This window comes from Bradyrhizobium sp. AUGA SZCCT0182 (assembly GCF_018130185.1).
Lineage (GTDB): Bacteria > Pseudomonadota > Alphaproteobacteria > Rhizobiales > Xanthobacteraceae > Bradyrhizobium.
Genome location: NZ_JAFCLY010000013.1, coordinates 164,310 through 178,431 on the forward strand (window position 1 = coordinate 164,310; position 14,122 = coordinate 178,431).

The window sequence follows — 14,122 nt, forward strand, 5'->3', positions numbered from 1 at the left end:
CGGCAGGCTGGTTCTGATTAAATCAGAACCAGCGTCGCTCTTGTTTTGACGCGTTTTCCTTGCGCGAACCGGTGTCCACCTCGCTTGAAAACGCTATAGATAGGTCCATGCGCATCCTAGGCCTTGCGGGGCGACGGCTCGCCGCCTCGATCCCGACCCTGTTTTTGATCCTGATCGGCGTGTTTCTGCTGCTGCAGTTCGCGCCGGGCGACACCGTCGATGCGATGATGGCGCAGATGGGCGGCGGCGACGCCGCAACCGCGCGCGAGCTGCGCAAATTTTACGGCCTCGACCTCTCGGTGCCGGCCCAGCTCGGCAACTACCTCTGGCGCCTGGTGCGGCTCGATCTCGGCTTCTCTTCGATCTATGGCAAGCCGGTGGCTTCGGTCATCCTGGAGCGGCTGCCGCCGACCATTCTGTTGATGACGGCGTCGCTGTCCTTTGCGTTCTTCTTCGGTCTGTTGTTCGGCGTGATCGCGGCGCGTGGTGTCAACCGCTGGCCGGATACGCTGATCTCAACGCTTGGTCTCGTATTCTACGCCACGCCCTCATTCTGGTTCGGGCTGATGGCGATCGTGGTGTTCTCGGTCTATCTACAGTGGCTGCCGCCCGGAGGTTTTGAGAATATCGGCACAGTGCAAGTAGGCATCTGGCGCACGCTCGACATCGCCCGCCACCTCGTGCTGCCGACACTGACGCTCGGGCTGATCTTCCTGGCCATTTATTTGCGCATCATGCGCGCCTCGATGCTGGAGGTGCTCAACCTCGATTATGTCCGCACCGCCCGCGCCAAGGGCCTCGACGAGACCCGCGTGGTGACGCGGCACGTGTTGCGCAACGCCCTCCTCCCGATGGTGACGCTGATCGGCCTGCAGGCGGGCACGATGCTGGGCGGGTCGGTGGTGGTCGAAAGCGTGTTCTCCTTGCCGGGGCTCGGACGGCTGGCCTACGAGTCAGTCGTGCAGCGCGACCTCAATACGCTGCTGGGAATCGTGTTCGTCTCCGCCCTCCTCGTCATCGTCGTCAACTTCGCCGTCGATCTCCTCTATGCCCGGCTTGACCCGCGCATCTCGGCGGAAGGGTAGAACGATGGATGCGGTCAAACGCTATTTCCGCAGTCCTGCCGCGGTCGCAGGCCTCGTGTTGCTCCTGATCGTGATCGCAATGGCGGTCAGCGCCGGCTGGTTCTATCCGCGCGATCCGCTCGCGCTCGCCGGCCGCCCCCTGATCTGGCCGTTTTCCAATCCGCGCTTCCTGCTCGGCACCGACAATTCCGGCCGCGATATCGCCGCACAGATTCTCTACGGCGCGCGGATTTCACTGCTGATCGGCGGCGTCGCCACGGCGATTGCGATTATGATCGGCATCTTCGTCGGCGCTTTCGCCGGCTATTATGGCGGCTGGGTCGATACCGTGCTGATGCGGATCACCGAGGCCTTCCAGACCTTGCCGAACTTCGTGCTGCTGCTGGTTCTGGTCGCCGTGTTCGGGTCGACGCTGACCACCGTCACCATCGCGGTCGGCGTGGTGTCGTGGCCGGCGCCGGCGCGGCTCACCCGCGCCGAGTTCCTGTCGCTGCGCAATCGCGAATTCGTCCAGGCCGGCCGCACGCTTGGCATGAAGGACATTCAGCTGATCCTCGGCGAAATCCTGCCCAACGCGCTGCCGCCGGTCATTGTCTACGCCAGCGTGGTGATGGCGGTCGCCATCCTGCTCGAAAGCGCGCTGGCGTTCCTGCGCCTGTCCGATCCCAACGTGGCGTCCTGGGGCAACCTGATCGGCCTCGGCCGCGATGTGCTGCGGGTGCAGTGGTATGTTTCGGCGATCCCCGGCATCGCGATCCTGATCACAGTGCTCGCTGTGTCGCTGGTCGGCCAGGGCCTCAACGATGCGCTCAATCCGAGGCTGAAGAGCCGATGAGCGAGCCGCCGAGCACCGTCCTCTCGATCGAGCACCTCGGCGTCCGCCTGCCGGCGGGCGCGGACCGGCGGCACGCATTGTCTGATGTGTCGCTGTCGATCGCATCGGACGAGATCCTCTGCGTGGTCGGCGAATCCGGCTCCGGCAAATCGATGATGGCCAACGCCATCATGCGCCTGCTGCCCAACGACGTGACGATCGACGCCGGCCGGGTGATGTTCGAGGGCCGCGACCTCGCCTCCGCCACCGTCGCCGAAATGCGCCAGGTGCGCGGCGCCGGCATTGCGATGATCTTCCAGGAGCCGATGACCGCGCTCAATCCACTGCGCACCATCGGCGATCAGATCGCCGAGATGTTTTCGATCCACACCGAACTGTCCAAGACCGAAATCGCCGCCAAGGTTTTGGCCCTGCTCGCCGACGTGCGGATCCCTGATCCCAAGGTCGCGGCGAAGGCCTATCCGCACGAATTGTCGGGCGGCCAACGGCAGCGCGCGATGATCGCGATGGCGCTTGCGCTCGACCCAAAGCTTCTGATCGCGGATGAACCGACCACCGCGCTCGATGTCACGACGCAGGCCCAGATCCTGAAGCTGATCCGTGACCTGCAGCAACGCCGCAAGGCCGCGGTGCTGTTCATCACCCATGATTTCGGCGTCGTCGCCGAGATCGCCGACCGCGTCGTGGTGATGCAGCACGGCGCGATCGTGGAACAGGGCCCGGCCACTACGGTGCTGAACGATCCCAGGCATGCCTACACCCAGCAACTCATCGCCGCCGTGCCGCCGCTGAAGGCGCCGCCGCCGCGCGCGCTCGCGGCCGAGAACATTTTGACGATATCGGATGTTTCCAAGACCTACCGCACCGGCGGTTTCCTCGGCCGCGGCGCGCGCGTGACGCCCGCGGTCAAGGACGTGTCGCTCTCCCTGCCCAGAGGCGCGACGCTCGGCATCGTCGGCGAATCCGGATCAGGCAAATCGACGCTGGCGCGCTGCATCGTTCGGCTGATTGATCCGGACAAGGGAGCGATCCTGCTCGAGGGCAATGACTGGGCGAAGATGTCGCGTGAGAACGTCCGCCGCGAGACCCGTCACATCCAGATGGTGTTCCAGGACCCGTTCGCCTCGCTCAATCCGCGCCGCAAGGCGGCCGAACTGGTGGCGCAGGGACCGATCGTGCACGGCACGCCGCGCGCCAAGGCAATCGCGGATGCGCGGGAATTGTTTGCGCTGGTCGGGCTCGATCCTTCCGCCGGCGACCGATTTCCGCATGAATTTTCCGGCGGCCAGCGGCAACGCATTGGTCTTGCGCGTGCGCTCGCGCTCAAGCCGGCCGTGCTGGTCGCGGACGAACCGGTCTCGGCGCTCGATGTCTCGGTGCAGGCGCAGGTGCTAAAGCTGCTCGCCGAATTGCGACAGCGGCTCGGTCTCTCCATCGTCTTCATCACGCATGATCTGCGGGTCGCCGCGCAAATCTGCGATCTCGTCGCCGTGATGAAGGATGGCGCCGTGGTGGAGCAAGGCCTCGCGGGCGAAGTGTTCGGCAACCCGCAGCATCCCTATACGCAGGCGTTGCTGGCTTCGATCCCCGGCGGCGACTTCACGCGCAAGCGCGACGCCCTGATCGTCAGCTAGAACGATCGCTGCTCAGCGGTCACTGCGGCCGGCGCGAGCCGAGAAAATACTCCGCCCATCGGAGCAACTCGAAACGGTCGCCCTTGATCAGCTCCTGCGCGTCACGGCGCCGATAGAGCAGCAGCATCCAGGGTGCGATTTTGCGCAGCACTCCGTGCATCACGAACGGCACCGGTTCCGTGAACGGCAGCGCCAGTTCGCTTTCCGGCACGCCGCGGACCGCCTTTGACAATTCGTTGCCAAGCGGGATCGTCAGCGCGACCGCGCGGCCGTTGCAGCCGGTCCAGCCATAGGCGTTCGGGCCCAACCGATGGATGCGCGGCAAGAAGTCCGCCGTCATCCCGACATAACCGTTCCAGACATAATCGAACGAGACCTCGCCGATCTGTGGCCACAGCCGCTGCAGCCGTTCCGTCACAAGAGCCTTGATCCGTTCGACCTTGTTGCCGGGGCCGAGCACGGCGCCGCCGGTAATCAGGCAATTTCGCGCGTCATAGCGCGCGAAATACAATTCGCCGTGGGTATCGGAGAGCGCTTGCCGGCCGGGGATGATCGTCTTGCGGACATTGTCCGACAGCGGTTGCGTCGACATCTGCCAGGACAGCACCGGCATCACCTCGTGTGCCATGTCGGGCACAAGCGATTTCGAGAATTCACCGCTATAGGCGTTGCTCGCAACCACCAGCGCACGGCCGCTGATCTCGCCCTTTTCGGTCTTTACCACCCAGCGATCGCCGCGACGCTCGAAACTGATTGCCGACGAACGGGCGTAGATACGCGCGCCAAGGGCCAGCACCGCGTGTGCAAGCCCGCGCGCCAGCGCCAGCGGATTGATGTGGCCGCCGGTCTTGTTCCAGAAGCCGCCGTACCATGCATCCGACCCGGTCATGTCGCGCGCCTGCTCACGCGACAGCAGTTCAACCGGCGCGCCGAACTTCGACCATTGCCGCACACGCCGTTCCGCGATCTTGATGCGGCCCGGTGAATGCACCGGCTGCACCCATCCGGCCTCCTCCTGCTCGGCCTCGATCTTGTAACGCCGCGCCACCTCGAACAGCGTGGAGGCGCTGTCGCGCAGCATTCCGACGAAGCGCTCGCCGACCACGCCGTGTTTGGCAATGATGTCTTCCGGGTCGGGCCGCGACAGCGTCGGAATTACCTGGCCGTTGTTACGACCCGACGCGCCCCATCCCGGCTCTGCGGCTTCCACGATCGCGACATCGACGCCGGCCTCGCGCAGATGCAGCGCCGTCGATAGCCCCGTGAAGCCCGCACCGATCACGATCACATCGGCCTGCTGCGTCCCGGTCAATTCCGGAAGCTTAGGCCCTGACGGCGTCACTGCTGCCCACAGCGAAGGCGGCCAGCGGACTTCAGCGCTATTCATCGTGATCCTTTCTTGCGGGCGGCAGATCGAATGGTTAGCTTAGTACGCATCATCAGCCCGGGGAAATAGCAGAGTGGCACTCAAGAACGTCGTCGGAATAGATCACGCCGTGGTCATGGTGAAGGACCTCGACAAATCAGCTGAAAATTACAGGCGGCTCGGCTTTACGGTGTCGCCGCGCGGCACCCACAGCGCGCATATGGGATCGGGCAATTACACCATCATGTTCGACCCTGACTATATCGAATTGCTCGGTGTGCTGACGCCGACAGAACATAATGCTCCGGCGCGGGCGTTTCTGGAGAAGCGCGGCGAGGGTATCGAGCGCATCGCCTTCACCGCGGTGGATTCCGCCGACGGCGCCGAAGAGATTCGCGCGCGCGGCTATCCGCCGGTTGGACCGACCGATTTCGAACGACCGGTGACGATGCCCGATGGCACCGTCTCGGCGGCAAAATTCCGGACCTTCCAGTGGCCAACCGCGGAAGCGCCGGGCGGCGTGCGCATCTTCGCCTGCCAGCACAAGACGCGCGAGACGGTGTGGATTCCCGAACTGATGAAGCATGCCAATGGCGCCAAGCGCCTGCGGCAGGTGCTGATCGTTTCGCCGGAGCCCGCCAACGACGCCGCGCATATGTCGCGCATGATCGATCGCGACGCGAGAACCGAGCAGGACGGCGCCATCGCAGTACCCTCAGGCTCCGATCGCGCCGACTTCGTGTTTCTGACCAGGGATCAACTGAGCAAGCGTTACCCCGAGGTATCGCTGACCGGTCTGCCCGAGCGTGGCGGCGCGGGACTGGTGATTGAGGCCGACGTCACCGCAGCCGAGAAGACGCTTGGCGCAACCGGGGTTCGCAACGGTGGTGGCGGCGTGATCGTGCCACCCGCCGCCGGCAACGGCACCCTGCTCGCCTTCGTCAAGGCGTAGCCGGCAGCGCCGATCTCGCGGCATCGGGAAAGCCGGATCATGGCGAAAGGCAAGGGCGAACCGGACGGCGACACGGCAACGACCCGCCGTGGCCGCCCCCGTTCCGCCGAGACGACCAACGCTATTCTGCAGAGCGCCTACACCCTGATGGCAACCACGGGCCTTGCCGCCACCAGCATCGATGCGGTGGCGCGGGATTCGAACGTCTCGAAGATGACCATCTACAAATGGTGGCCGTCGCGCGAGGCGCTGCTGATTGATGCGTTCCTGAACCATGCTTCCTTGATGCTGCCGCTGCCGAGCATCGGCACGCCGGCAGACCGCCTGAGAAGCCACGCCGCGGCCTATGCGAAGGCGCTGCAGGGTGAGTTCGGCAAGGTACAGCTCGCGGTGATCTCCGAATGCATTTCGAACACCGGGTCGGCGGAAATCTTCTACGAGCGCTATCTGCAATACCGAAGGACAGCCCTGGTTGAACTGATCGCTGCCGGCCAGCAGGATGGCAGCATCGGAGCGGCGGGCGCGCCGGAAGACCTGTATGACGCGATCTACGGCAGCCTGTTCTATCGCTACATCTTCGGCATCAAACCGATCTCGCCGGCGCAAGCCCGCAATCTCGTCGACACCCTGCTGATCATCAAGAGCCGCTGACGCCATCGACGTGCTTGCGCCGCTCGCGGCGGAACCAGGCCCACGTCTCGCGCGTCACGGCCAGATAGCCCTGCCCCCGGAACGCAATCCGGTCGTCGACAATCCGGTTCAATTTTGGCAGCGCATGGAAGGGTATCGACGGGTAGGCGTGATGCTCGACGTGATAGGGCATGTTCCATGCGAACCACTTCATCACGGTGCCGGTATAGGTGGTGCGGGTGTTGTCGAAGGCGCTGCGCGTTCGTTCGCATCCGGTGTGTTCCGCATAGAGGTAGGGCCGCAGGATCAACTGGCCGATCAGCAGCGGAACGATCCAGACCCAGAGCAGAATAGCGGTATGCAGCGCGAGCGAGATGAGCAGCAGCAGCAGCGCATAGCCCGCGAGATAGAGGCGCGCTTCCCGCACGATGATGTGGCGCTTGTTCTCGGGAATCCACGGCAGCGCGACCTTGCCGGTGAGGGCGTGACGCAGCATCAGCGCCTCGCGGCCGGCGATCTGGACAAGGCCGCTATAGGCGATCGCGAGTTGCGTGTCCGAGGCTGGCTTGGGGCCGACGATCAATTCCGGATCCTTGTCGGGATCCTGCGTGTAGCGATGATGGTCCCAGTGAAACAGGCAGTAATATTCGTAGCGATGCGCGATCATGAAGGCCGACAGATGACCGACGACAAGATTCAGCGCGCGACTCCGGAACGCGGTCTTATGGGCGGTCTCGTGCATCGGCATGAACAGGAAGGCCACCAGATAGGCTTGCACGACGATCAGCGGCAAGGCCCACGCCAATCCGTAATTCGAGGAGACCGCCCATATCATGGTCCCGACGATAGCAATTGCGCCGTAATGGCTGACGGTGCGCACGGCGCCTCGAAGATCCGATCGTTCCGAGAGTTCGCGGAGCATCGCGGGACTGAGCGGCTTCTCCCGGAGTTTTGGTTCAACTGACGTCACGATGTTCATGGTTGCAGTCGCCTCGTTGGATGGGTTCTGTTTTTCAACGTTTTAGGAACGCCGATATCTCGGCGTTGATGAATGCGCGATCCGCAGGGTAGTTGATCGGATTTCCGGCGCGGTGACCGTGGATCGACGGAATGGGGTGAAGTTCGGCGGACTTCGCATTTACGAGCTTGCCGATCTCGTCCTCATTGTCGCGCACGTCGAAGTAACGGTCGGTCTGCCCCGGCATCAACAGCACATGCGCCCTGATCGCCGCGAGCGCGCGGGTAATGTCGCCGCCAAATTCCGGGCACCGGCTGATGTCGCCACGCTGCCAGATGCCGATCTGCGCGAGCAGATCGCTGGCGTCGCGCCGTGCGAAGGCTTCATCCCAGGAACGCATCAGATAATCTTCCAGCGAGGTGAATCCTCCCTCGCGCCAGACCTCATCCCTGTAGAAGGCATGCGACATCGCCCAGCCCGCATAGATGCGCCCCATGGCGCGAAGGCCGGCGGAAGGTTTGGCGGTGAAGCGGCCGTCCCTGAAATTGGGGTCCGTGGTCAGCGCGGCCTTCACGCCCTCGAGGAATACGTGATTATAGGGCGAGCACCGCGCGCTGCCGCAGACGATGGCGGCGCGATCCACCATGTCGGGATGGCAGGCCGCCCAATGGTAGGCCTGCATGCCGCCCATCGACCAGCCATAGACCAGCGCGATCTTCGCGATGCCGAATTGCTCCACCAGCAACCGGCGCTGAACCGCGACCGCGTCGTGATAGCTGATCGCCGGAAACGGGGTGATCCCGGAATTCGACGGCGAGGAAGACAGGCCGTTGCCGAACAGATTAGGGATGATGATGAAGTAGCGCTCGGGATCCAGGATGCCGCCGGGCTGGATCAGCCATTCGGTGTCTAAGTGTTGCGCGCTGAACGACGTCGGATAGACAATCACATTGTCCTTCCGCGCATTCAAGCCGCCATAGGTCTTGTAGGCGAGACGCATGGAACGGAACATCACGCCCGACTGAAGCGGGACGTCGCCCGCCTCGAAGACCTGATAGTCGCCGCTGGTCGTCATTTGCCCGGCTCCGGTGCCTCGACTTTAACTGTACTAATAGTACAATATATAGATACGATTGCAAGCCCGCGGTGCGAAGGCGTTTGCCATCGCCGGAACGCGCGTCTTGCCATTGCAAGGAACACGGCTTGACGGTGCGGCCGCAAGCAACGAATTGCTTCGATGGCACGCCCGCGGCTGATCCGCCGCCTCAACTCCGCGCCCCTTCCACCATAATACCGCACCAAGGGGGCTAGGCAGGCCACGCACGGACGTTACTATCGCCGCAAAACAAGCCGACCCAGGGAGAGAAAAACAATGAAGAATCATCTGATCTCGCGCCGTGCCGTTCTGGCCGGCACCGCCGCCGCAGGCGCGCTGAGCCTGACCGGCTTCCCGGCCCGCGCGGCCGAACCACAGTGGAAAAAATACGCCGGCACCAAGCTCGAGGTGATCCTCGCCAAGGGCCCGCGCGGCGACAATTTTCAAAAGAACATCAAGGAATTTACCGAACTCACCGGCATCCAGGTCGAATCGGAGCAAATCCCCGAGCAGCAGCAGCGCCAGAAGGCCGTGATCGAACTTGCTTCGGGCAAGCCGAGCTTCGACGTGGTTCATGTCAGCTACCACGTGCAGAAGCGCCAGTTCGAGAAGGCCGGCTGGCTCGCCGACATCTCCGGCTACATGAAAGACCCGAACCTCACCGCGCCCGACCTGGTCGAAAGCGATTTCTCGGCCGGCGGCCTGCAATACGCCAAGAACGACAAGGGACAGATGCACTCCCTGCCGTGGTCGGTCGACTATTTCATCCTCTATTACAACAAGGAGCTGTTCCAGAAGAAGGGCGTCGCGGTGCCGAAGACCTTTGACGAGATGGTCGCGGCCGCCGAAAAGCTCACCGACGCCAAGGAAGGCACCTTCGGCTTCGTCGGGCGCGGCCTGCGCAACGCCAACATGACGCTGTGGACCAACTTCTTCCTCAACGCCGGCGGCGAATTCCTCGATGCCAAGGGCGGCATCCTGACCGACGGCCCGGAGGCGATCGAAGCCACCAAGCTGTACCAGACGCTGCTGACCAAGGTCGCGCCTCCCGGCGTCGCCGGCTTCAACTGGATGGAGTCGATGGCCTCGTTCACGCAGGGCCGCTCGGCGATGTGGATCGACGGCGTCGGCTGGGCGCCGCCGCTGGAAGACCCGGCCGCCTCGCGCATCGTCGGCAAGGTCGGCTACACCGTGGTGCCCAAGGGATCCAAGGGACAATATTCGGCAACCTATGGCGACGGCATCGGCATCGCGGCCGCCAGCAAGAACAAGGAAGCGGCCTATCTCTTGTGCCAATGGGCGGTCTCGAAGAAGCAAGGCGCCCGGCTGCTGCAGGCCGGCGGCGGCGTGCCGTTCCGCAACTCCATCCTTAACGACCCCGAGATCCAGAGCGGGGTCAAGATGCCGAAGGAATGGCTGCAGTCGGTGATCGATTCCGCCAAGATCAGCAAGCTCGGCCTGCCCGTTATCATCCCGGTCGCCGAATTCCGCGATCTCGTCGGCGCGGCCCTCACCTCGACCCTTTCGGGTGCTGATCCCGCGACGGAGTTGAAGAAGGCTCATGAGCAGTTCCGCCCGATCCTGGAGCGCAGTGAAAAAGCGTGAAGGCAATAGCAGAAGTCACTCCGGCCGCGGCTGATCCCGCGCCGGGGCAGGAATGGCGGCCGCCGACCTACTGGCCGTTCGTGGTGCCGGCGCTGGTCGTCGTGCTCGCCGTGATCGTGTTCCCATGGGTGTTCACGATCTGGATGAGCCTCAACGAGTGGAAGGTCGGCTCGCCAACCACCTTTGTCGGCTTCGCCAATTATGTGCGGATGCCGAACGATCCACGCTTCGTCGAAGCGGTCGGACACACGCTGCTTTACACCGCCTTGTCGGTGCTGCTGCCGCTGATCCTCGGCACCTTTGCGGCCGTGGTGTTTCACGCCAAGTTTCCCGGCCGCGGCTTTCTGCGCGGAGTCTTCATCATGCCGATGATGGCGACGCCGGTGGCGATCGCGCTGGTCTGGACGATGATGTTTCACCCACAGCTCGGCGTGCTCAATTACCTGCTGTCGCTGGTCGGCCTGCCGCCGCAATTGTGGGTGTTCCATCCCGGCACCGTGATCCCCTCGCTGGTGCTGGTCGAAACCTGGCAATGGACTCCCTTGGTGATGCTGATCGTGCTCGGCGGCCTCGCCGCGATCCCGACCGAGCCCTATGAAAGCGCGCAGATCGACGGCGCCAGCGTCTGGCAGGTGTTCCGTTACATCACGCTGCCGCTGATCACGCCGTTCCTGTTCATCGCCGGCATGATCCGCATGATCGATGCGGTCAAGAGCTTCGACATCATCTTCGCGATCACCCAAGGCGGGCCCGGCTCGGCGTCGGAGACCATCAACCTCTATCTCTACAGCGTCGCCTTCATCTATTACGACCTCGGCTATGGCTCGGCGATCGCGGTGATCTTCTTCCTCTTGATCGTGGCCATGGCGGCGCTGATGCTGCATCTGCGCCAGCGCACGATGTGGACCGAGATCGGGAGCGGCGCATGAATCTCCGTCAGATCCTCGGCAAGATCGGGCTGTGGTTTGCGGTCTTCGTGGTCGTATCACCCGCGATCCTGTTCTTTCTCTGGATGGCCTCGCTGTCGGTCAAGTTCGAGGTCGACAACGCCGCCTACCCGCCGGTGTTTTTCCCCGAGCGTTTTGCCTGGAAGAATTACGCCGACGTGCTCGCGTCCAATCGCTTCCTGACCTATTTCATCAACAGCCTCGTGGTGACCGGCACCGCGACCGGCCTCGCCATGCTGGTCGGCGTACCCGCCGGCTATGGCATCGCGCGGATGGCGGCGCATAAATCCGCGATCGTGATCCTGATCGCGCGCATCACGCCGGGATTGTCTTATCTCATCCCGCTGTTCCTGCTGTTCCAGTGGCTCGGATTGCTCGGCACGCTGGTGCCGCAGATCATCATCCATCTCGTGGTCACGGTGCCGATCGTGATCTGGATCATGATCGGCTATTTCGAGACCACGCCGCTGGAGCTCGAGGAAGCCGCCCTGATCGACGGCGCCACGCGCTGGCAGGTGTTCCTTCACGTGGCGCTGCCGATTGCCCGTCCGGGGCTTGCCGTTGCCTTCATTCTCGCGGTGATCTTCTCCTGGAATAATTTCGTGTTCGGCATCGTGCTGGCGGGACGGGAGACGCGCACGCTGCCCGTCGCGGTCTACAACATGATTTCGTTCGACCAGTTGAGCTGGGGACCGCTAGCGGCGGCCGCGCTCATCGTGACCTTCCCCGTCCTGTTGCTCACGGTATTGGCGCAGCGGCAGATCGTGGCCGGGCTGACCGCAGGCGCCGTCAAAGGCGGCTAGCTGCAAGCTCCGGTGCGAGCGCTTCCAGTACCGCAGACGAATTGGTGACCCAGCCGAAGATACCGCCCTGGGCCTTGATCATCTTCAGGCCCATCTCATGGAATTCCGGAAAATAGGATGCGCAGCCATCGGCCAGCACCACGCAGCGATAGCCGCGATCGTTGGCCTCGCGCACCGTGGTGTTGACGCAGACTTCCGTGGTGACGCCGCACACCAGCAGATTCTCGATGCCGTATTTCTCAAGGATGTCGCCGAGTTCGGTGGCGTAGAACGCGCCCTTGCCGGGCTTGTCGATCACGATCTCTGAGTCGAGCGGATAGAGCTCGGGAATGATGTCGTGGCCCGCCTCGCCGCGGATCAGGATCCGCCCCATCGGTCCGGGATCGCCGATCCGCAATGACGGCGCGCCGCGTTCGACCTTGGCGGGCGGCGCGTCGGACAGGTCGGGCAGATGTCCCTCGCGGGTGTGGATGACCAGCATGCCGGTTTCGCGCGCCGCTGACAGCACCGAAGCGATCGGCTTCACCGCGCGCGCCAGCTGCGACACGTCATTGCCCAGCGTCTCGCCGAAGCCGCCGGGCTCCATGAAGTCGCGCTGCATGTCGATGATCAGAAGCGCGGTCGCCGCCCACTCAAGCGCGATCGGCTCCGGCTCGGCGGCGACCTTGCCGATGGATGGCCCCTTTGAGTTCGTCATGATGCAAGCGCCCGACCGAGAGTAATTTCCGGTGAGATTAAGCAAGGCGCATGCCATTGTACAATTCTTGCGCAAGCCGGCAATGAGTTGGCACGCTTGTTGCTAAATATCGCGGTATCGCAACGTCGAAACGCCGGCGGTCTGCCGCAGCGCCACAAATTCGGGAGGAACACATGAACGGGCTTGGAGGTCTCAACAAATCGCCGGAAGGCGTCGTGATCGGGCTGGTTCAACTGCAATTGCCTGTTGTCGTGACCAGGGCGGACCTCGCGCGGCAGACCGAGCGCATCGTCTACATGGTCGGAAAGGCGCGGCGCAATCTCGGCACCATGGATCTCGTCGTATTTCCCGAATATTCGCTGCACGGCCTGTCGATGGATACCAATCCCGAGATCATGTGCCGGCTCGATGGACCGGAGGTCGCCGCCTTCAAGCAGGCCTGTATCGACAACAATATCTGGGGCTGCTTCTCGATCATGGAGTTCAACCCGAACGGCAATCCCTACAATTCCGGCCTGATCATCGATAACAACGGCGAGATCAAGCTCTACTACCGGAAATTCCATCCCTGGATCCCGGTCGAGCCGTGGGAGCCCGGCGATATCGGCATTCCCGTGATCGAGGGTCCGAAAGGCGCCAAGCTCGCGTTGATCATCTGCCATGACGGCATGTTCCCGGAGATGGCGCGCGAATGCGCCTACAAGGATGCGGAGATCATGATCCGCACCGCCGGCTACACCGCGCCGATCCGCGAAAGCTGGCGTTTTACAAATCAGGCCAATTCCTTCCAGAACCTGATGGTGACCGCCAACGTCTGCATGTGCGGCTCCGACGGCTCGTTCGACTCCATGGGCGAAGGCATGATCGTGAATTTCGACGGCAGCATCATCGCCCACGGCACCACCGGCCGCGCCGACGAGATCATCACCGCCGAAGTCCGCCCTGACCTGGTGCGCGAGGCGCGGATCCACTGGGGCGTCGAGAACAACATCTACCAGCTCTGGCACCGCGGCTATGTCGCGGTGAAAGGCGGCGCGATGGATTGCCCGTATACGTTCATGCAGGACATGGTGGCGGGTACGTTCCGGCTGCCGTGGGAGGATCAGGTCAAGGTGACGGACGGCACGTCGTGCGGTTTTCCGGCGCCGACAAGGATGTTCGGGAAAACGGCGAAGGCGGCGGAGTGATTGCTCACGCCGTCGTCCCGGCGTTACTACCGTCGTCCCGGGCTTGACCCGGGACCCATACCGCGTGATCTCTCGTTGAGGAGCCGGTAACAGAGACCATTCGCAAAATTTCTTCCTGTGGTTATGGGTCCCGGGTCAAGCCCGGGACGACAGCGGTGTTTTTTGTTGGCACCATGATCCAAACGCACTTTCGCGTTCTCGCGACGCACTGCGCCCGAGCTTTGCCAGAAATCTCCTTGCCCTCTCATTGAGAGGGCGCAGGGAAGACCGGGTGCGCGCTGCACCCGCGGTCTCGCGTGCGGTTTGCACAAAACAAAGTGCACACGA

13 protein-coding genes are annotated in these 14,122 nt (G+C 63.2%); 9 read left to right on the forward strand and 4 right to left on the reverse strand.

What is annotated here, in order from left to right; translation table 11 throughout:
* The first annotated feature begins 107 nt into the window (after positions 1 to 107).
* Genes JQ611_RS16475 through JQ611_RS16485 form a run of 3 tightly spaced genes read left to right on the forward strand, consistent with a single transcriptional unit; the run spans position 108 to position 3,554 of the window.
* Positions 108 to 1,085, forward strand: a complete 978-nt coding sequence (locus tag JQ611_RS16475) for an ABC transporter permease (protein WP_212389046.1) — start codon at positions 108 to 110, stop codon at positions 1,083 to 1,085.
* A gap of 4 nt (positions 1,086 to 1,089) precedes the next feature.
* Complete coding sequence (locus tag JQ611_RS16480) at positions 1,090 to 1,920, forward strand: ABC transporter permease (RefSeq protein ID WP_212465999.1); 831 nt, start codon at positions 1,090 to 1,092, stop codon at positions 1,918 to 1,920.
* Positions 1,917 to 3,554: an ABC transporter ATP-binding protein gene (locus JQ611_RS16485; RefSeq protein WP_212466000.1), complete on the forward strand. Its 1,638-nt coding sequence runs from the start codon at positions 1,917 to 1,919 to the stop codon at positions 3,552 to 3,554. The genes JQ611_RS16480 and JQ611_RS16485 overlap by 4 nt, the downstream gene beginning before the upstream one ends.
* Before the next feature lie 19 nt (positions 3,555 to 3,573).
* On the opposite strand, the gene JQ611_RS16490 is transcribed toward JQ611_RS16485, so the two are convergent.
* Positions 3,574 to 4,941 carry an FAD-binding oxidoreductase gene (locus JQ611_RS16490; RefSeq protein WP_212466001.1) on the reverse strand — a complete coding sequence of 456 codons (1,368 nt, stop codon included), beginning with the start codon at positions 4,939 to 4,941 and terminating at the stop codon, positions 3,574 to 3,576.
* A 73-nt stretch (positions 4,942 to 5,014) separates the two neighbouring features.
* On the opposite strand from JQ611_RS16490, the gene JQ611_RS16495 reads away from it, so the two are divergent.
* Both JQ611_RS16495 and JQ611_RS16500 read left to right on the forward strand, forming a co-directional pair.
* Positions 5,015 to 5,872 (forward strand): VOC family protein, encoded by an 858-nt coding sequence (locus tag JQ611_RS16495; RefSeq protein WP_212466002.1) that lies wholly within the window; start codon positions 5,015 to 5,017, stop codon positions 5,870 to 5,872.
* Between the two features lie 39 nt (positions 5,873 to 5,911).
* Positions 5,912 to 6,523 carry a TetR/AcrR family transcriptional regulator gene (locus tag JQ611_RS16500; protein ID WP_212265143.1) on the forward strand — a complete coding sequence of 204 codons (612 nt, stop codon included), beginning with the start codon at positions 5,912 to 5,914 and terminating at the stop codon, positions 6,521 to 6,523.
* On the opposite strand, the gene JQ611_RS16505 is transcribed toward JQ611_RS16500, so the two are convergent.
* Complete coding sequence (locus JQ611_RS16505) at positions 6,510 to 7,481, reverse strand: fatty acid desaturase (RefSeq protein WP_212466003.1); 972 nt, start codon at positions 7,479 to 7,481, stop codon at positions 6,510 to 6,512. The genes JQ611_RS16500 and JQ611_RS16505 overlap by 14 nt on opposite strands.
* A 34-nt stretch (positions 7,482 to 7,515) precedes the next feature.
* The gene (locus JQ611_RS16510; RefSeq protein WP_212466004.1) at positions 7,516 to 8,535 is read right to left on the reverse strand and encodes an alpha/beta fold hydrolase; all 1,020 of its coding nucleotides are present in this window, start codon (positions 8,533 to 8,535) and stop codon (positions 7,516 to 7,518) included.
* A 297-nt stretch (positions 8,536 to 8,832) separates the two neighbouring features.
* On the opposite strand from JQ611_RS16510, the gene JQ611_RS16515 reads away from it, so the two are divergent.
* Genes JQ611_RS16515 through JQ611_RS16525 form a run of 3 tightly spaced genes read left to right on the forward strand, consistent with a single transcriptional unit; the run spans position 8,833 to position 11,911 of the window.
* The gene (locus JQ611_RS16515) at positions 8,833 to 10,161 is read left to right on the forward strand and encodes a sugar ABC transporter substrate-binding protein (RefSeq protein ID WP_212265146.1); all 1,329 of its coding nucleotides are present in this window, start codon (positions 8,833 to 8,835) and stop codon (positions 10,159 to 10,161) included.
* 5 nt (positions 10,162 to 10,166) lie between these two features.
* Positions 10,167 to 11,090, forward strand: coding sequence for a carbohydrate ABC transporter permease (locus tag JQ611_RS16520; protein WP_409363303.1), 924 nt, complete (start codon positions 10,167 to 10,169; stop codon positions 11,088 to 11,090).
* Positions 11,087 to 11,911: a carbohydrate ABC transporter permease gene (locus tag JQ611_RS16525; protein ID WP_212294136.1), complete on the forward strand. Its 825-nt coding sequence runs from the start codon at positions 11,087 to 11,089 to the stop codon at positions 11,909 to 11,911. Before JQ611_RS16520 ends, JQ611_RS16525 begins: the two co-directional genes overlap by 4 nt.
* Here JQ611_RS16525 and JQ611_RS16530 read toward each other — a convergent pair.
* Complete coding sequence (locus JQ611_RS16530) at positions 11,898 to 12,608, reverse strand: cysteine hydrolase family protein (RefSeq protein WP_212265149.1); 711 nt, start codon at positions 12,606 to 12,608, stop codon at positions 11,898 to 11,900. The two genes, JQ611_RS16525 and JQ611_RS16530, sit on opposite strands and share 14 nt — an antisense overlap.
* Before the next feature lie 173 nt (positions 12,609 to 12,781).
* Here JQ611_RS16530 and JQ611_RS16535 point away from each other — a divergent pair, with 173 nt between their 5' ends.
* Complete coding sequence (locus JQ611_RS16535; RefSeq protein WP_212466005.1) at positions 12,782 to 13,795, forward strand: formamidase; 1,014 nt, start codon at positions 12,782 to 12,784, stop codon at positions 13,793 to 13,795.
* Positions 13,796 to 14,122: the final 327 nt, after the last annotated feature.